Source organism: Sphingomonas trueperi (assembly GCF_011927635.1).
Taxonomy (GTDB): Bacteria; Pseudomonadota; Alphaproteobacteria; order Sphingomonadales; family Sphingomonadaceae; genus Sphingomonas; species Sphingomonas trueperi.
In genome coordinates this window covers 505,128-522,129 of sequence record NZ_JAATJB010000001.1, presented here as the reverse complement: position 1 = coordinate 522,129, position 17,002 = coordinate 505,128, and the positions used below count along the sequence as shown (strand labels likewise).

Here is a 17,002-nt window from a genome sequence, read left to right as displayed (position 1 = left end):
TCCCCACGCTTCAGCCCACCCGCGCCTAACGGCGCGGCCCCTCCACCAAGCCGCTGCGCGCCTTGGTCCCCCTCCCCGTTCCGGGGAGGATCTGGGGATTCCCTTCCGGCCTTCGCCATGCTTCAAGCCCCAGCATGCGTCATCTCGCCCTGCCCGCTCTCCTCGCCCTTCCAACCGCCGTACACGCCCAGCAGGCGGTGCTGTTCGACGGCCACACCACCGCGACCATCGTCCATGACGACGCGACCTCGGCCAAGCTCGCGGGCGAACTGCTCGCCCGCGACATCGGCAAGCGTGCGGGGAAGACGCCCCTCGTAGCAAGCGACCTCGCCGCCTGCGCCAAGCTCTGCATCGTCATCGGGCAAAAGGATTCCGCCTTGGTCCGCGCCGTGGCGGCCGACGCGAAGGTCGATCTCGCCGCGCTGAACGGCCAGTGGGAACGCTATATCCGCGTTCTCGCCCCCTCCAAGCAGCACCCCGGCCGCTCCTACCTGCTGATCGCCGGCTCGGACCCGCGCGGTGCGATCTGGGGCACGGTGGACCTCAGCCGCGCGATCGGAATCTCGGCCTGGGAATGGTGGGCGGACGTCACCCCGCGCCATGCCGACCGGCTGGTGGTCGACGGCCGCCGGCTGCTCTCCGACGCGCCGTCGGTCCAGTATCGCGGCATCTTCCTCAACGACGAGGATTGGGGCCTCCAGCCCTGGGCGGCCAAGACCTATGAGCCCGAGACCGGCGATATCGGCCCCAAGACCTACGCGAGAGTCTTCGAGCTGATGTGGCGGCTCAAGGCGAATCTGATCTGGCCGGCGATGCACGAAAGCACCAAGCCCTTCTACCAGATCCCCGGCAATGCCGAGATGGCCAAGGCCTACGGCATCGTCGTCGGCACCTCGCATGCCGAGCCGATGCTGCGCAACAATGTCCGCGAGTGGGACGAGAAGACCGAGGGGCCGTTCAACTTCTTCACCAACCGCGACCGCATGGTCGACTATTGGCGCCGCCGCGTGGACGACGTGAAGGGCTTCGAGAACGTCTACACGATCGGCCTGCGCGGCAAGCACGACTCCGCACTGGAAGGCGCCAGGAGCCCCGAACAGGCGCTCGCCGCCACCAGCCAGGCGATCGACCTGCAGCGCGGCCTGCTCGCCACCGCGCAGGGCAAGCCGGCCGACCAGGTGCCGCAGGTGCTGACGCTCTACAAGGAGGTGCTGGACGTCTATCGCAGCGGGCTGAAGGTGCCCGAGGACGTGACGCTCGTCTGGCCCGAGGACAATTACGGCTATCTCGGCCAACTGCCCACCGCCGCCGAGCGCGCGCGCAAGGGCGGCTCGGGCCTCTATTACCACATCAGCTATTGGGGGCGGCCGCACGACTATCTGTGGCTGGCGACCACTCATCCAGGGCTGATCCGCGAACAGCTCGACCGCGCATGGCAGACCGGCACCCGGAAATTGTGGGTGGTGAATGTCGGCGACATCAAGCCGGGCGAGGTGCTGACCAGCTATTTCCTCGATATCGCCTTCGACACGAAGCTGCTGGCCAAGCCGGTACGCGCGCAGCTGGCGGATTGGGCGGCCGAGCAGTTCGGGCCGCAGCAAGGTCCGGCGGTGGCCGATGTGCTGATGGAATTTTACGACCTCGCCTGGGAGCGGAAGCCCGAGTTCATGGGCTTTAGCACCGTCGAGCCCGAGACCCCGATCCGCATCGGCGACTATGTCCGTTCCGGCGGCGGCGAGGCAGAGGCGCGGATCGCCCGCTACCAGGCGCTGCTCGCCAAGGCCGAAGCGCTGGCCGCGACCATGCCCGCCGATCGCCGCGACGCCTTCTTCCAGCTGGTCCTCTACCCGGTGCGCGGCGCGGCCAAGCTCAACGAGCGCAACCTCAAGCTCGATCTCGCCGCGCTCTATGCCCGCCAGGGCCGTGCCAGTACCAATGCGCTCGCGGAGCAAGCCCGCGCCGCGCACCAGACCATCGTCGCCGATACCGCCGCCTATAATGCCCAGAATGGCGGCAAGTGGCGCGGCATCATGGACATGGCCCCGCGCCAGCTCGCCGTGTTCGCCGAACCGCCCTATCCCAAGATCGATCTCACGCCCGTCGCACCATGTGGCGCCGATGCCCGCGCGCTCGCCTTCGCCCCCGGCAAGGCGGAGACGCGGTACATGACCGTGTACGGCAAGGGCGCGGTGAGCGACTGGACGGTCGAGGGGCTGGAAGGCGTCGAACTCTCCGCCCGCGCCGGCCGGCTCGATGCCAGCAACGGCTACGAGATGCGCGTCGCGGTGCACTATGACGGCAAGGGCCCGATCGCCGCGGGCAAGATCCGCTGCAACGGCGCGATGGTCTATCTGGAACCGGTGCTCCAGCCCTTCCCCGCCGGCGACGCCACCCCCGAGGTGAACCACATCATCTCGCTCACCCCGGCAGACCTGAAGCTGGCCGGCACGCCGTGGGAGCGGATCGCCGAACTGGGCTCACGCGGCGCCGTGCTGCGCAGCAAGCTCGACCTGCCCTCCAGCGACAAGGCCGACGCTGCCGCCCCGCTCGCCCTGCCCTTCGTGCTGGGCAACAAGGGCGATGCCGAGCTCAGGATCGTCGCGCTGCCCGTCCACGCCCTCACCTCCGCCAACAAGCTCCGCATCGGCGTGCGGGTGGATGGCGGCGCGATCACCGTGCTGGACTATGAAACCCATGGCCGCAGCGACGAGTGGAAGGTCAACGTCCTTTCCAACACCGCGACCCGCTCGCTCAAGCTCGGCCTGCTGGCCGCCGGCGCGCACAGGATCGAGGTCTTCGCGATGGACCCGGGTTTCCTGCTCGACCGGATCGATGTGCGCCTCGACGGCGCGCCCGACTATTACGGGGCGCCGCCGACCCGCTGAGCCGCCAGCTCGGCGGCGGCGACGTCGCGCAACCGCCGGGCGACCTCGGGGTTGATCCCCAGATCCTCGGCGGCGCGCTCGCGCGGGCCCAGGCTGCGCGGATCGCGGCCGGTGATCGCGCCGAATGCGACCAGCGCCTCCAGATAATAGCCCTCGGCGCTGGCGTGATACTGGTCCCAGGTCCACAGGCTCACCTGGCCGAACGCCACGCCGTCGTAGGGATTGGGATCCGCATAGCCGTCGCGGATCGCTCGGTTCCAGGCGGTGCCGACCGGCAGCACGCCGAAGATGCCCGAGCCCGGCATCAGCGCCAGCCGATTGGCGGCGAGCAGATCCTCGGCCATGCGATAGATCGACGCGCCGTGCCAATGCCCGCCGGGGCGATAGGTCTGGTCTGCGCGCGACCAGGTCGCGACCAGGTTGACCTGCGCCGCCGGGTTGCGCGCATGGAACAGCGCCGCCAGTTCGCGCGCTGCCGCCAGATGCCGGGTGGGATCGCCCGGCCGCTCCGCATCGAGCGTGCTGTACCCCTGCAGCACCACCACGTCCCAGCGCCGGTCGATCAGCGCGCGGCGATTGGCGAAATGCCAGGCGAGATCCTTGCCGGGCGAGGTCTCGAGGCTCACCTGCCAGTCGAGCCCCGCTTCGATGGTGAAGGTGCGGAACAGCGCGGGCACCCCGCCGATACCCTCGCGGTTGAGGTCGGTCACGCGATCGGGGCGGTAGCGCATCACCGGCGAATTGGCACCGAAGGTGAAGCTGTTGCCGACGAACAGGATCGTCTTCGCCGCCGCGGGCAGCGTCCAGAGGAAACAGGCCAGCAGGAGGGCAAGGCGGCGAGCAAAGGTTGGCATGACGCTTCCTTAGCCGCCCGCCCGTCCGTTCCACAATGACTTGGGGCGGAAACGCTGTTCCCTATTCGTTCATCCGGCGGTATATCCCCGCCATGGCCCCGCCGCCCACTCGGAAAATCCTGCATATCGACATGGATGCGTTCTACGCCTCGGTCGAGCAGCGCGACGATCCGTCGCTGCGCGGCAAGCCGGTGGCGGTGGGATCGGCGGCGGCGCGCGGCGTGGTCGCGGCGGCGAGCTACGAGGCGCGCACCTTCGGGGTACGCTCGGCCCTGCCCTCGGTCACCGCGCTCAGGCGCTGCCCCGACCTGATCTTCGTGCGGCCCAGGTTCGACGTGTACAAGGCGGTGTCGCAGCAGATCCATGCGATCTTCGCCGACTATACCGACCTGATCCAGCCGCTGTCGCTCGACGAAGCCTATCTCGACGTGACCGAGGACCGCCGCGGGCTCGGCACCGCCTGGGCGACCGCCAAGGAGATCCGCGCGCGCATCCTGGCGGAGACCGGCCTCACCGCCTCGGCCGGCGTTTCCTACAACAAGTTCCTCGCCAAGCTCGCCTCGGACCATCGCAAGCCCAATGGCCAGTTCGCCGTCACCCCGGACATGGGCGCGGCCTGGGTGGAGACGCTGCCCGTCTCGCGCTTCCACGGCGTGGGACCGGTGACCGCGGCCAAGATGCAGCGGCTGGGGATCGAGACGGGCGCGGATCTGCGCGCCAAGTCGCTCGACTTCCTCCAGCAGCATTTCGGCAGCAGCGCCGAATGGTATCACCAGATCGTCCGCGGTATCGACGAGCGGCCGGTGAACCCCAACCGCGAGCGCAAGTCCTCGGGCTCGGAGACCACCTTCAGCCGCGACCTCACCGAGGACGCCGAGATCGAGGCGGCGGTGCTGGGCCAGGCCGACGACGTGTGGGAATGGTGCGAGCGCACCCAGGGGTTCGGCCGCACCGCCACGGTGAAGATCAAGTACGCCGACTTCCAGATCATCACCCGCAGCCGCAGCCACACCGCGCCGATCACCAGCCGCGAGCAGCTCCACGCCGCCAGCATCGCGCTGCTGCGCTCGGTGCTGCCGACGCCCAAGGGCATCAGGCTGGTGGGGGTGACCGTCTCCAACTTCGAACGCGGGCTGGCCGAGCCGTTGCCGCTGTTCGGCCATGCCGACATGGCCTAACCGACGCGATTTCAACACCCTGCACCTTGGTGCGCAAGGAACCCGCTCCGCGGGTCGCGCGCTTTCCCGCCACAAGAAACAGGGGAAGCAGGATGGATCCGAAAGGGCGCGACGCGCGCAGCCCATGGGCAATGCCCTGGGCCGGCTGGAAGTCCGTGCTGTGGCGCAGCTGGAACGAGGCAAGCGACGACAATATTGGGCTGATCGCCGCCGGCGTCGCCTTTTACGGATTCCTCGCGCTGGTGCCGCTGCTCGGCGCGGTGGTGCTGAGCTATGGGCTGATCGCCGATCCGGCTACCGTGCTGCACGATGTCCGCGCGCTTTCCACCATCCTGCCGCGCGACATCGCCGCGGTGGTGGGCGACCAGCTGCTCGGCCTCGTCGACAGCCCGGATAGCCGGAAGGGCTTCGGCATCCTGATTGCGCTCGCCATCGCGCTGTTCGGCGCGCGCAACGGCGCCGGGGCGATCATCGCCGCGCTCAACATTGCCTATGAGGAGAAGGAGAAGCGCAACTTCGTGTGGGTGAACCTCACCGCGCTGACGATCACGCTCGGCGCCGTGATCGCGGCGGTGCTCGCAGCCGGCGCGATGACCGCACTCGGCGCGCTCGATCGCCTGCTGCCCTTCGCCCCCGACGCGCTGCTCGTGCTCGGCAAGATCGTCAGCCATGTACTGCTGACGCTGGCCGGAGCGGCGGGCGCGGCGGCGCTCTACCGCTTTGGCCCGTCGCGCGGGAAGCCGCGCTGGACGTGGATCACGCCCGGATCGCTGCTCGCCGCCTTGCTCTGGCTGGGGCTGACGCTCGGCTTCGGCGCCTATGTCCGCTATATCGGGCGTTTCGATGCGACCTATGGCTCGCTCGGCGCGATCGTCGCGCTGCTCACCTGGCTCTATCTGTCGTCCTATGTGCTGCTGTTCGGCGCCGAACTCAATTCGGAGCTCGAGCACCAGACCGAGCACGACACCACCACCGGCGCGCCCCAGCCGCTCGGCCAGCGCCGCGCCTGGGTGGCGGACAACGTGGCTGAGTGACACGATACAACGGCTCGTCGCGCAGGCGGTGGCCCTGCCCTGCCCGCTTCCCCTATAGCGGCGCGATGCCTCGCCTTCCCCTGATCCCGCTGCTGCTGGCGCTGCTCTGCGCCGCCTTCCCTGCCCAGGCCCAGCAGAACGCCTTCGACCTGGTCGGGCCGGACCTGAAGCTGACGGTAACGCGCGGCAGCACGACGCTGCCGATCGGCGCGGTGCCTTCGCTCCAGCCGGGCGACAAGGTGACGGCGGAGGCGGCGCTGCCGCCCGACCAGTCGGCGCATTATCTGCTGGTCGTCGCCTTCCTGCGCGGCGCGACCAACCCGCCGCCCAAGGACTGGTTCTTCGTCGCCGAGACCTGGCGCAAGAAGAAGAACAAGCTCGAACTGACCGTGCCCGACGGCGCCGAACAGGCCGTGCTGCTGCTCGCGCCCGATACCGGCGGCGGGTTCGATGCGGTGCGCGACGCCGTTCGAGGCCGCCCCGGCGTGTTCGTGCGCGTGGCGCAGGACCTGTTCCAGGCCTCGCTCGACCGCGCGCGGCTCGATGCGTTCGTCACCGAAATTGCCCGCATCGGCGATACTGCCCCCGAACGCCTCGCCACCGCCGCGCCGGTGCTCGCCAATGCGCTGCGGATCAAGCTCAACGCCGAATGCCTGGCGCGCCCGCGCGGGCTGCAGGCGGCGTGCCTCACCCAGAATCGCGATTCGCTGGTGCTGCAGACCCAGCGCGGCACGACCCTGGCCGAGACGCTGACCGGATCGACCGCCGACCTCGCCTACAGCATCGCCGCGACACCCCAGGCGGGCGGCGGCTATTACAGCTCGTACATCGGGCTGGCGCGCGACGTGGCCAAGCTGTTCGGCGCGTTCCGCAGCCCGCAATATCAGTATCTGCCGGCGCTGGCGCTGGGCCGCGGCGACACGCTGAAGCTGCTGCTCAACGCCGCGCCCTCCTTCCAGAGCCCACGCTCGGTGCTCGCCGCGCCGCTGCCGCCGATCGGGCCCGCGACCCCGCCGATCTGGCAGGCGGGCGGGCCGACGCCGGTGTGCCTCGCCAAGCCCGATCTGGTGCTGCCGCTGGAGGATGCGCCGCTCCTCTACGCCACCGATTTCGGCCGATCGCTCTCGGTGCGGGTGACCAGCAACGAAGGTGCTGCGCGCGACTTCCCCGTGCTGCCCGATGTCGAGAAGGGCGGCGTGAAGCTGGACGGCGCGGTGCCGGCGGACCTCGGCACCGTCTCCAACGCGGCGCTGCAGGGCCGCTGGGGGTTCGACCCCTTCACCGGGCCGCGACTGCCGGTGCAGCTCGACAAGATGGGCGCGTGGCGCGCAGTGCCGGACAGCAACGTCGTCGTCGGGCGCGAGCATCCGCTGGTGCTGCGCGGCGGCGCGGCCTTCTGCGTCAGCCAGATCGCGCTCAGCGATGCCGCGGGCACCCGCACCCCGGTGCCGTTCAAGGTCACCGGCCAGGACGAGCTGACCATGACGCTGCCGCTCAAGGGCGCCAAGCCCGGCGCATTCACGCTCAACATCGCCCGCTTCGGCAGCGCCCCGCCGGACACGATCCCGCTGGTCGCGCGGCTGGAGGCGAGCCGGCTCGATCGCTTCGTGGTGCACGAGGGCGATGCCGAGGGCGTGCTGGAAGGCGCCCGGCTCGACCAGGTCGCGGGGCTCGACTGGCGCGGGCTGCACTTCACCGCCGGGGCCCTGTCGCGCGGTAACGACGGCGACCGGCTGGCGATGACCGCGCCGGGCCCGATCCCCGCCGGCGACGGCGAGGCGGTGGTGCGGCTCCGCGACGGGCGCAGCGTCAAGCTGGCGGTGCGCGCGACCGCGCCGCGCCCCGCGGCGACGCTGCTCAGCCGCGCATCGAGCGGTAAGCCCGCCACCGGCGCGCTGCCTATCACCCTGCCCGACGGCGTGCTGCCCGCCGATGCCGCGATCGATTTCTCGTTCAAGGTCACCCGCGGCTCGCTCGGCGATGGCGGCACGGTCGAGATCGCCGGCGCCGAGGGCCCTAGCGCCCGGCTCGGTTTTCGCGACGGCGCGCTGCAGCGGGTCGGTGCCGAGGTGGTGGTCGCGCATTTCACGCCCCGCGCGCTGCTCGGTGCCGGTATCGCCGGCCCGCTGCGCTACCGGCTGGTACAGGACGGCACGCCCGGCGACTGGCAGCCTTTGGTCACGCTCGCGCGGCTGCCGGTGCTGACCGGGCTGACCTGCCCGGGAGACGGCGCGCCCTGCACGCTTGCCGGCCAGGACCTGTTCGTCGTCGCGGCATTGAGCGATTCGCCCGATTTCGCGCGGCCGACCACGGTGCCGCTCGGCTTCGTCGGCGCCACGATCTCCCTCCCCGCACCGGCAGGGAATACGCTCTATCTGCGCCTGCACGACGCGCCGGACGCGGTGGCACGCGTAGCACCTCCCAAGTGAATCAAAGTATCTTTGGAGCACATTGACGACTCACCTTCGCATCGATCATGTTGGCGCACGTCACGACGTAGATATGTGACAATGTTCGGTAACGACCGTCGAAGGAGGAGGAATCATGATCGCCAAGGCTCTAAAAATGATAGCGCTACCATCGCTGCTCGCCGTAGCGGCATCGATCGGCAGCGCACATGCGCAGACAATCTGCTCGAACCAGACCGGCACCAACAACGGCTTTTTCTATACGTTCTTCCGCGATTCGGGCTCGGGTTGCATGACGCTCGGCAGCGGCGGCAACTACAGCGTCAATTGGAGCCTCGGCGGCAGCGGCAATCTCGTCGTCGGCAAGGGCTGGGCAACGGGATCGATCAACCGCGTCGTCGGCTATAATGCAGGCGTGTTCGTACCCGGCAACAACGGGTATCTGACGCTGTACGGCTGGTCGACCAATCCGCTGGTCGAATATTATGTCGTCGACAATTGGGGCAACTTCACCCCGCCGGGCAATGCGCAGCAGCTCGGCACGGTGAACAGCGACGGCGGCACCTACCGCATCTACCGTACCCAGCGGGTCAACGCGCCGTCGATCATCGGCAACGCCACCTTCTACCAATATTGGAGCGTGCGTACCGCCAAGCGCGCCACCGGCGTCAACAACACAATCACCTTCCGCAACCATGTCAATGCCTGGGCCAATGTCGGCATGAACCTGGGCACGATGAACTATCAGGTCATGGCGACCGAGGGCTTCGGCAGCGTCGGCAATTCCAACGTCACCGTCTGGCAGCAGTGACGGCGCGGGCGGGAGGGTCTGCGCGCCCTCCCGCCCCTGCTACCCGGCGTTACTGCACGCTGGGCAGCACGGCGCGGCAATCCCCGGCGCACTCGCGGCACATCGTCGCGCAGAGCGTGCAATGCTCGTGGTCGTGCCTGGCGCATTCCTCGGCACAAAGTTCGCAGGCGCGAATGCAGGTCTCCAGCATCGTCCGCAGCATCGCGATGTTCTGCCCGGTCCGCCGTGTCGCCAACCGGGCGGTGGCGGCGCAGACATCGGCGCAATCGAGGCAGGTCCGCACGCATTGCCGCATGTCCATTTCCTCGGCGACGCAGGCATCGGCGCAGCTGGTGCACATCAGCGAGCAGAGCATGGCGTGGCGCGCCGCCTTGGCGAGCGCTTCGTTGGCATCGGCCCCCACATCGGGGTGCAGCGCGATCATCTTCTCGAGGGACATGGCATGGCTCCTTGCTGGCCGGCATCGGTCCTCCCCTAACGGACCGAAGCCGCGAGGGTTCAGAAGAAATGCCGTGGAACCAGCCCATTGCGCCGCCCGTTATCGAACGTAACAGGAACAACCCGCGAGGCGATCATGGCTGAAACGCTGCACAACCCGAAGCTCGACGAGCATCCCGGCTCGAACACCGAAAAGGACCCCGACGACTGGGTCTCGGGCGACGATCCGATGACCGGCGCCCAGGCCTCCTACCTCACCACCCTGCTCGAGGAAGCGGGCGAGCCGCCGATCGAGGGCGATCTCAACAAGGCCGAGGCCTCGAAGCGGATCGATGCGCTGAAGGAACAGCTCGGCCGCTGAGCGGCGTCGGCTCAGCCCGCCTTGGCGAGCGTGTCGAACGCCTTCAGGCGGGTGAGCAGGCCGCGCAGCTGGTCGAGCGGCACCATGTTGGGGCCGTCGCTGGGGGCGGTATCGGGCGCCTGGTGCGTCTCGATGAACACCGCCGCGACGCCCACCGCCACCGCGGCGCGCGCGAGCACCGGCACGAATTCGCGCTGCCCGCCCGAGCTGGTGCCCTGCCCGCCCGGCTGCTGCACCGAATGGGTGGCGTCGAACATCACCGGATAGCCGGTTTCCGCCAGGATCGGCAGCGCGCGCATGTCGCTGACCAGCGTGTTGTAGCCGAAGCTGGCGCCGCGCTCGCACAGGATGATCTTCTCGTTGCCCGTGGACGCCAGCTTGTTGGCGACATTCTTCATGTCCCAGGGCGCGAGAAACTGGCCCTTCTTGACGTTCACCGCGCGACCGGTCCGGGCAGCGGCGATCAGCAGGTCGGTCTGGCGGCAGAGGAAGGCCGGGATCTGCAGCACGTCGACCACCTCGGCCACCGGCGCGCACTGGCCGGCATCGTGCACGTCGGTCAGCACCGGGCAGCCGAACGCGGCCTTCAGCTCGGCGAACACCTTGAGCGCCGCGTCCATGCCGATGCCGCGCGGTGCGTCGATCGAGGTGCGGTTCCCCTTGTCGAACGAGCTCTTGTAGAGGAAGCCGATGCCGAGATCGGCGCACAGCGTCGTCAGTGCCTCGGCCATGAAGAAGGCATGGTCGCGGCTCTCCATCGCGCACGGCCCGGCGACCAGCACGAACGGCTTGTCGTTGGCAATCTCCAGGGCACCGACCTTGACCGTCTTCATGCGAAAATCCTTCAGAACGCGCCGCAATCGGCGAGAATGGCATCCACGTCGCGGCCGCGCGCGGCCTGCATGCGAATGGTGGCTTCGTTGGACAGCACGTCCCACGCCGCCGCTTCGATCTCGGGCCACAATGCCCGCGGCACCGCGACGATGCCGTCCTGGTCGGCGAAGATCACGTCGCCATTGGCGATGCGCACCTCGCCCATGGTGATCGGACGGTTCATCGCCTTGACCGTGCCCTCGTACTTGATGTCGTCGCAGGTCTGGCTGCGGGCATAGACCGGCAGGCCCAGCGCGCGCACGTCCGCCGTGTCGCGCGTCGCGCCGTCGATCACCGCGCCGACCGCGCCCGACCGGATCGCGAGATTGGCGTTGAGGTCGCCGAAATAGGCGAAGTCGGGCAGCTCGGTCGCGACCATGATCACGTCGCCGGGCCGCACGAAGCGATAGGATTGCAACGCGCCATAGATGCCGTTCCATGCGCCGCCGGGTTCGCGATCGGGCCGGTCGGGCAGCGCGGCGAGCTCGAGCGTCTTGGCGCGGCCGAGGAACTTGCCCCCCGTGGTCGGGCGCAGCGCCTTGGGCAGCACCACCCGGTGGCCGCGCTCCTTGAGGATATCCGACAGCACCGGGGAGGAGAGATGCGGCAGCATCGCGCGGAAGCGGGTGACCTCGGCCTGGCGGAAGCCGGCGGCAACCGTCTCGGCGATCAGCAGGTCGTGGTGATGGTTGATGTCGATCTGCTCGATGGGATCGAGATCGAACAGGATCGGCCGCGTGCCGAAGCGGCGCGTCGCCGGGCCCTCGCCGGTGCGGCGGACGATGTAGAGGCTCATCGCCTCGACGATCGTCTCCGGCAGTTCGACGCTGTTCGGGATGCGGCCGGTGCCATAGGCGGGCAGCTGCCCGTCCCAGCAATATTGCTTGGCGCGGGTGACCGCGACGAGGCTGTCCGCCTCCGGATCGGCGAGCAGCCGTTCGATCGCCCGGCCGATCGTGTCGGCGGTGACGAAGGGCGCGGTACAGAGCAGCTGGACCCAGATATCGGCATCGGGGCGCTGCGCACATTCCCAGGCGAACATGCCGTGCCCGTCGGTGGCGTTGGTCGCCAGTTCGCTCGGGCGCTGGAGCCAGGTGACCGGCAGATCGCTCGCCAGCGCGGCCATCGCCGCGCTCTCGGTATCGAGGCAGACTTCGCTGATTGCCGGGCAGTCGAGCGCCTGGAGCAGCTTGCGGCGGAACAGATGCTCGCCGTCGAGGATCCGGGTATTCTTGTCCGACACGCGCTCGCTGCTGCCCTTGGCGGGAACGAAGGCAACGATCTTCAGGGGCTTAGCCATTCAACATGTCCTTGGCATGCAGCATGCCGTGCAAAAGCCCCGCACCGTCGACCACGGGCAGGACCGAATAGCCGCCTTCGCGCTCGCGCAGCAGCAGCAGCGCGTCGCCGAGCGTGGCAGCCACGTCGATCACGCGCGGTCGCGGCTGCATCAGCGCGCTGGCGGGGGTGTCGTAGACGTCGCGGCGGGACTGGAAGTGCCGGCGGATGTCGCCGTCGACGACCAGGCCGAGCAGCCTGCCGTCCTCGCCCACCACGCAGGCGGCGCCCATCCGCCCGCGCGACATGGCGGCGAGCAGGTCGGCGACTGGCGCATGGGGGCCCACCACCGGCAGCTCGTCGCCCGTGCGCATCAGCGTGCGCAGCGGCAGCGACTGGCGGCCGAGCAGCCCGGCGGGATGGTGGCGGAGGAAATCGGCGCGGGTGAAGCCCAGGCTGCGGCTGACCGCCACCGCCAGCGCGTCGCCGATCGCGAGCTGGAGCGTCGTGCTCGACGTGGGTGCCATACCGATATGATCGGCCTCGCACGCGACGCAGGCGGGAATCAGGATGTCGACCGCGCGGCCGAGCGGCGAATCGGGGCGGCCGACCACGCCGATCAGCACGCAGGCGCGGCCCTTCAGCACGGGCAGGATGCGCAGGATCTCGTCGGTGGTGCCGCTGTTCGAGAAGAGCAGCACGACGTCGCCGTCCTGCACCGCGCCCAGGTCGCCGTGCGCCGCTTCCGCGGCGTTGAGCGCATAGGCCGGGGTGCCGAGGCTGGAGAAGGTGGCCGCGACCTTGGCGGCGATCAGCCCCGACTTGCCCATGCCCAGGCAGGTGAGCGGGCTCGCCCGCCCCGCGATCACCGCCACGGCATCGGCGAGCGCGGGCGGCAAGGCGGCCTCGAAGGCTTCGAGCGCACGGCGTTCGCCCGCGATCACCTCGCCTGCCCAGGCGAGCGCGGGGACCGGGGTCGACTCTGCGGCCTGCACGATCGCTGCATGCTTCATGCGACGGTCTCCAGCGCCGCATAGCGCTGGAGCCGCGCTACGCCGGCTTCCCAGCGCGCCGGATCGACCGGGTTCAGCGCGCGCTCGATCACCATCGCCCCGGTGAGCAGCGGATCGGTCGGGTAAAAGGCCTCGTTGGCGTTGTGATAGGCGAACCAGCGGCGGACGGCGTCCATGTCCGGCCGCTGCGCCTTGCCCGCGCGCACTGCGGCGAAATAGGCGGCCAGATCTGTCTCGGCGTGCAGCCAGGCTGCGCTGGGGAAGCGCGACTGGCGGAACATCGGCACGCCGAAGGCAGCAGCGACGGCGAAGCTCTTCGAATCGTTCAGCAGCACGCCGTCGCCGTGGCGGAGCAGCGCCGTGGTCGCCGAGACGCCGAACACCGGCTGATCGGCGAGGATCGGTCCGCCGAGATCGAAGATGAAGTCGTACAGCGCGTCGCGATCGACGTGCAGCGTGTTGAGCGGATGATCGGTGACGGCCAGCGTCACCCCCGCCGCCTCGGCCGCGGCCGCCGCCTGCGCGACCAGCGCCTGGTTGCTGAGCCGGTCGGGCCGGTGCTGCAGGAAGAAATTCTCCGCATGCTCATATTCGAGCGGGAGCACGACCACCGGCCGATCGCCGGGAATGCCGATCGCGCGATAGACCGAATCGCGATCGCGCGCGGCGGCCTGCCAATGCGCCTCCATGTCCGGCCAGAACGGCGCGATCAGCGCGTCGAGCCGGGCGGCATCCGCCTCCGAGAGCACGGGCATCGCGCCGTTGACGAAGGGCTCTTCGGTGAAATGGACGGTGTTCGCCGGCGACACCGGCTGGAACGGCGTGGTCACCGCCTCCATGATGTAGCGGACCTGGCCCGGGAAATGGCGCGGCGTCTCGAAATCGGCGCTGCGGCACAGCGTAAGGTCGGGCGCGAGGCCGCGGACATAGTCGATCAGCCCCTGCGGGTCGCTCGGTACCGTGCGCAGGCTGGGATGCCCGGCATCGTCGACGATCGCCCAGCGGACGTTCGCCAGATCGGCGACACGCTCGAGCTCCGGGGCACCGAGCCCGGTGTTGCACCAGGGGGCGGGCGCGAGCACGTGCACCTCGGCCACATCGGCAACGCGGCGGATCAGGGGCTCGATCACCTGCTCGAACCACCAGGGCGTCACCACCGGAAGGTAGAAGAGGACCCTCATGCCGCACTGCCTTGGCGGCGCGTCGCCGGCTGCGCTGCGCGTCGAGGATGGATGATGCCCGCCAATGCCTGCTCCGTCACGAACCGGGGGCCAACCGCCCCTTTGTGTCTCTTATAGAAACAGCCGTACCCCGGCCGGGCGCGACGCTAGGAAAAACTTGCCTAGTGCGCGACGGCGCCGGAACCGCGGTGCCGCGCACCGGTTGGGCGGACATCTCCCCTCGATCCGATTTCGGAGCGCGCCCATGGCCGACCAGCAACGATCCTCGCGCTCGCTCACCATCCTTGCCGTGATCGTGGCGCTGATCGGGCTGGCGATCGGCGGCGGCGGGCTATGGCTCGCGCTGCTCGGGGGATCGATCTACTATCTGCTCGCCGGGCTGGCGCTGCTCGCCACCGCCTGGCTGCTGCACCGGCGGCGCGCGGCGGCGCTGACGCTCTATGCAGCGCTGCTGGTCGCGACGATGGTGTGGGCGGTGGCCGAGGCCGGGTGGGACTTCTGGGCGCTCGCCCCGCGCGGCGACATCCTGGTGCCGCTCGGCATCGTGCTGGCGTTGCCCTTCGTGACGCGACGCCTGGGCTCGCCGCGCTGGCCGGGCCGCGCCTGGCCCTTGGTCGGCAGCCTCGGCATCGCAGCCCTCGTGCTGCTCGCCACCGCCTTCACCAACCCGCACGACCTTTCCGGCGCACTGCCCGGTGCCCGTGGCATCGCGCCCGCCAGCGTGCTGGGCGGTACGCCCAAGGAGGACTGGAACGCCTATGGCCGCTCGTGGCGCGGCGATCGCTGGTCGCCGATCGACCAGATCACCCCCGGAAACGTCGCCAGGCTGGAGAAGGCCTGGGAATTCCACACCGGCGATCTCAAGACCGGCGCCGATCCGGACGAATTCACCTATGAGGTAACGCCGATCAAGGTCGGCAACCTCGTCTATCTCTGTTCGCCGCACAACATCGTCTTCGCGCTCGATGCGGAGAGCGGCAAGCAGGTGTGGCGCTACGATCCACAGATCCGCGCCTCGCAGGAGATGCAGCACCTCACCTGCCGCGGCGTGTCGTACCACAGCAACGGCGCCGCGCCCGGAACCGGCGGCATATGCGATAACCGGCTGATCATGGGCACCAACGACGCTCGGCTGATCGCGCTCGACGCGGCGAGCGGCCGCCCCTGCCCCGGCTTCGGCACGGGTGGCCAGGTCGATGTCTGGCCCGGCCTGCCCGGCCAGCAGCGCGGCTGGTGGCAGATCACCTCGCCGCCGGTGATCATCGGCAACCTCGCGGTGTTCGGCGGCGCGGTCTACGACAACAAGACGACCTTCATGCCCTCGGGCGTGGTGCGCGCGTACGACGTGAACACCGGCCGTGCGGTATGGGCGTTCGATCCGGCCAACCCGAACGACACCGCGCCAAAGGCACCGGGCACCGGCCGCTACCTCCCCTCCAGCCCGAACAGCTGGACGATCGCCGCCGCCGATCCGGCGCTGGGCCTGGTCTACATCCCCACCGGCATGGCCGCGATCGACCAATGGGGCGGCCGCCGCACGCCGGAGACCGAGCGCTTCGCCACCTCGGTGATCGCGCTCGAGGCGGCGACCGGCAAGGTGCGCTGGACCTTCCAGACCGTCCACCACGACCTGTGGGACATGGACGTGCCCGCCCAGCCCGCGCTGGTCGACCTCAACCTGCCGGGCCGCGGCCGGGTGCCCGCGCTGATCCAGTCGACCAAGACCGGCAACATCTTCGTGCTCGACCGCCGCACCGGCCAGCCGGTGGTGCCGGTGCGCGAGATCCCGGTGCCGCAGAGCGCCGCGCCCGGCGACCGTACCGCCCCCACTCAGCCCGAATCCGCGCTCAGCCTGATGTCGAAGAAGCGCGTCACCGATGCGGATATGTGGGGCGCGACGATGTTCGACCAGCTCGCCTGCCGCATCAAGTTCAAGCAACTGCGCTACGAGGGGCCCTACACCCCGCCCTCGCAGCAGGGCACGCTGGTCTTCCCCGGCAATTTCGGCGTGATGGACTGGGGCGGCATGGCGATCGATCCCGTCCGCATGGTCGCCTTCGCGCACCCGAACTACATGGCGTTCGTCGACCGGCTGGTCCCGCGCAAGGAATCGGACGCGGCGCCGCGCGGGCAGCGCGGACCCGCCGGCGGCTCGGACTTCAGCGGCTCCGACATCAAGGGGTTCAATCCCAATACCGGCGCGCCGTTCGCAGTGGCGCTCAACCCGTTCCTCTCCGCGCTCGGCCTGCCCTGCCAGGCGCCGCCCTGGGGCTATGTCGCCGGCATCGATCTGGTGAGCGGCAAGACCGTGTGGCAGCACCGCAACGGCACCTCGCGCGACCAGACCCCGGTCCCGCTGCCGTTCAAGCTGGGCGTGCCCTCGCTGGGCGGGCCGATGCTGACCGCGGGCGGCGTGGCGTTCATGGGCTCGGCGCTCGATTATTATCTGCGCGCCTATGACGTGACGACCGGCAAGGTGCTGTGGCGCGGCCGGCTGCCGGCCGGCGGCCAGGCGACGCCGATGAGCTATTGGTCTGCGAAGAGCGGCCGCCAGTTCGTTGTCATCGCAGCCGGCGGCCATGGTTCGCTGGGCACCAAGCGGGGCGATTCGATCGTCGCCTATGCCCTGCCCAAGGGGGCGCAATAAGGATCCCGGATCGTTGCTCGTTATATGTTGATCCAGGATAT

At 69.4% G+C, this 17,002-nt stretch carries 13 protein-coding genes; 7 read left to right on the top strand and 6 right to left on the bottom strand.

The features are described 5' to 3' along the window. The first annotated feature begins 134 nt into the window (after positions 1 to 134). A complete protein-coding gene (locus GGR89_RS02400; RefSeq protein ID WP_167712699.1) occupies positions 135 to 2,885 on the top strand; it encodes a glycosyl hydrolase 115 family protein in 2,751 nt (916 codons plus the stop codon). Here the strand turns inward: GGR89_RS02400 and GGR89_RS02395 are convergent. After that, on the bottom strand, positions 2,861 to 3,739 hold the full coding sequence (locus tag GGR89_RS02395) for a PEP-CTERM sorting domain-containing protein (RefSeq protein WP_125973162.1): 879 nt from the start codon (positions 3,737 to 3,739) through the stop codon (positions 2,861 to 2,863). The two genes, GGR89_RS02400 and GGR89_RS02395, sit on opposite strands and share 25 nt — an antisense overlap. A gap of 92 nt (positions 3,740 to 3,831) precedes the next feature. Between GGR89_RS02395 and dinB the strand changes: the two genes are divergently transcribed. The 4 genes from dinB to GGR89_RS02375 all read left to right on the top strand — a co-directional run bounded on the left by dinB (position 3,832) and on the right by GGR89_RS02375 (position 9,170). Continuing rightward, the gene (dinB, locus tag GGR89_RS02390; protein ID WP_125973160.1) at positions 3,832 to 4,917 is read left to right on the top strand and encodes a DNA polymerase IV; all 1,086 of its coding nucleotides are present in this window, start codon (positions 3,832 to 3,834) and stop codon (positions 4,915 to 4,917) included. A 92-nt stretch (positions 4,918 to 5,009) separates the two neighbouring features. After that, positions 5,010 to 5,951, top strand: a complete 942-nt coding sequence (locus GGR89_RS02385; RefSeq protein ID WP_125973158.1) for a YihY/virulence factor BrkB family protein — start codon at positions 5,010 to 5,012, stop codon at positions 5,949 to 5,951. A 65-nt stretch (positions 5,952 to 6,016) separates the two neighbouring features. Continuing rightward, the gene (locus GGR89_RS02380) at positions 6,017 to 8,380 is read left to right on the top strand and encodes a hypothetical protein (RefSeq protein ID WP_125973156.1); all 2,364 of its coding nucleotides are present in this window, start codon (positions 6,017 to 6,019) and stop codon (positions 8,378 to 8,380) included. A gap of 115 nt (positions 8,381 to 8,495) precedes the next feature. Then, complete coding sequence (locus GGR89_RS02375; RefSeq protein ID WP_277600086.1) at positions 8,496 to 9,170, top strand: glycoside hydrolase family 11 protein; 675 nt, start codon at positions 8,496 to 8,498, stop codon at positions 9,168 to 9,170. 49 nt (positions 9,171 to 9,219) lie between these two features. Here GGR89_RS02375 and GGR89_RS02370 read toward each other — a convergent pair whose 3' ends face one another. Continuing rightward, positions 9,220 to 9,609, bottom strand: coding sequence for a four-helix bundle copper-binding protein (locus tag GGR89_RS02370; RefSeq protein WP_125973154.1), 390 nt, complete (start codon positions 9,607 to 9,609; stop codon positions 9,220 to 9,222). 135 nt (positions 9,610 to 9,744) lie between these two features. Here GGR89_RS02370 and GGR89_RS02365 point away from each other — a divergent pair, with 135 nt between their 5' ends. After that, the gene (locus tag GGR89_RS02365; protein WP_093296318.1) at positions 9,745 to 9,969 is read left to right on the top strand and encodes a DUF3072 domain-containing protein; all 225 of its coding nucleotides are present in this window, start codon (positions 9,745 to 9,747) and stop codon (positions 9,967 to 9,969) included. Positions 9,970 to 9,980: 11 nt separating this feature from the next. Here the strand turns inward: GGR89_RS02365 and kdsA are convergent, their stop codons facing one another. Genes kdsA through GGR89_RS02345 form a run of 4 tightly spaced genes read right to left on the bottom strand, consistent with a single transcriptional unit; the run spans position 9,981 to position 14,314 of the window. Then, positions 9,981 to 10,802 carry a 3-deoxy-8-phosphooctulonate synthase gene (gene kdsA / locus GGR89_RS02360; RefSeq protein WP_125973152.1) on the bottom strand — a complete coding sequence of 274 codons (822 nt, stop codon included), beginning with the start codon at positions 10,800 to 10,802 and terminating at the stop codon, positions 9,981 to 9,983. A gap of 11 nt (positions 10,803 to 10,813) precedes the next feature. Beyond that, complete coding sequence (locus GGR89_RS02355) at positions 10,814 to 12,142, bottom strand: RraA family protein (protein WP_125973150.1); 1,329 nt, start codon at positions 12,140 to 12,142, stop codon at positions 10,814 to 10,816. Continuing rightward, positions 12,135 to 13,133, bottom strand: a complete 999-nt coding sequence (locus tag GGR89_RS02350) for a KpsF/GutQ family sugar-phosphate isomerase (protein WP_125973148.1) — start codon at positions 13,131 to 13,133, stop codon at positions 12,135 to 12,137. Before GGR89_RS02350 ends, GGR89_RS02355 begins: the two co-directional genes overlap by 8 nt. Beyond that, on the bottom strand, positions 13,130 to 14,314 hold the full coding sequence (locus GGR89_RS02345; protein WP_125973146.1) for a hypothetical protein: 1,185 nt from the start codon (positions 14,312 to 14,314) through the stop codon (positions 13,130 to 13,132). The genes GGR89_RS02350 and GGR89_RS02345 overlap by 4 nt, the downstream gene beginning before the upstream one ends. 244 nt (positions 14,315 to 14,558) lie before the next feature. Between GGR89_RS02345 and GGR89_RS02340 the strand changes: the two genes are divergently transcribed. Beyond that, the gene (locus tag GGR89_RS02340) at positions 14,559 to 16,961 is read left to right on the top strand and encodes a membrane-bound PQQ-dependent dehydrogenase, glucose/quinate/shikimate family (RefSeq protein ID WP_125973144.1); all 2,403 of its coding nucleotides are present in this window, start codon (positions 14,559 to 14,561) and stop codon (positions 16,959 to 16,961) included. Positions 16,962 to 17,002 lie beyond the last annotated feature (41 nt).

Excerpts from the sequence above, each read along its gene's own strand:
- GGR89_RS02370 (WP_125973154.1), bottom strand. The coding sequence starts at position 9,609 with ATGTCCCTCGAGAAGATGATCGCGCTGCACCCCGATGTGGGGGCCGAT.
- GGR89_RS02345 (WP_125973146.1), bottom strand. The coding sequence starts at position 14,314 with ATGAGGGTCCTCTTCTACCTTCCGGTGGTGACGCCCTGGTGGTTCGAG.
- GGR89_RS02395 (WP_125973162.1), bottom strand. The coding sequence starts at position 3,739 with ATGCCAACCTTTGCTCGCCGCCTTGCCCTCCTGCTGGCCTGTTTCCTC.
- GGR89_RS02400 (WP_167712699.1), top strand. The coding sequence starts at position 135 with ATGCGTCATCTCGCCCTGCCCGCTCTCCTCGCCCTTCCAACCGCCGTA.
- GGR89_RS02365 (WP_093296318.1), top strand. The coding sequence starts at position 9,745 with ATGGCTGAAACGCTGCACAACCCGAAGCTCGACGAGCATCCCGGCTCG.
- kdsA (WP_125973152.1), bottom strand. The coding sequence starts at position 10,802 with ATGAAGACGGTCAAGGTCGGTGCCCTGGAGATTGCCAACGACAAGCCG.
- GGR89_RS02375 (WP_277600086.1), top strand. The coding sequence starts at position 8,496 with ATGATCGCCAAGGCTCTAAAAATGATAGCGCTACCATCGCTGCTCGCC.
- GGR89_RS02350 (WP_125973148.1), bottom strand. The coding sequence starts at position 13,133 with ATGAAGCATGCAGCGATCGTGCAGGCCGCAGAGTCGACCCCGGTCCCC.
- GGR89_RS02340 (WP_125973144.1), top strand. The coding sequence starts at position 14,559 with ATGGCCGACCAGCAACGATCCTCGCGCTCGCTCACCATCCTTGCCGTG.
- GGR89_RS02355 (WP_125973150.1), bottom strand. The coding sequence starts at position 12,142 with ATGGCTAAGCCCCTGAAGATCGTTGCCTTCGTTCCCGCCAAGGGCAGC.
- GGR89_RS02385 (WP_125973158.1), top strand. The coding sequence starts at position 5,010 with ATGGATCCGAAAGGGCGCGACGCGCGCAGCCCATGGGCAATGCCCTGG.
- dinB (WP_125973160.1), top strand. The coding sequence starts at position 3,832 with ATGGCCCCGCCGCCCACTCGGAAAATCCTGCATATCGACATGGATGCG.
- GGR89_RS02380 (WP_125973156.1), top strand. The coding sequence starts at position 6,017 with ATGCCTCGCCTTCCCCTGATCCCGCTGCTGCTGGCGCTGCTCTGCGCC.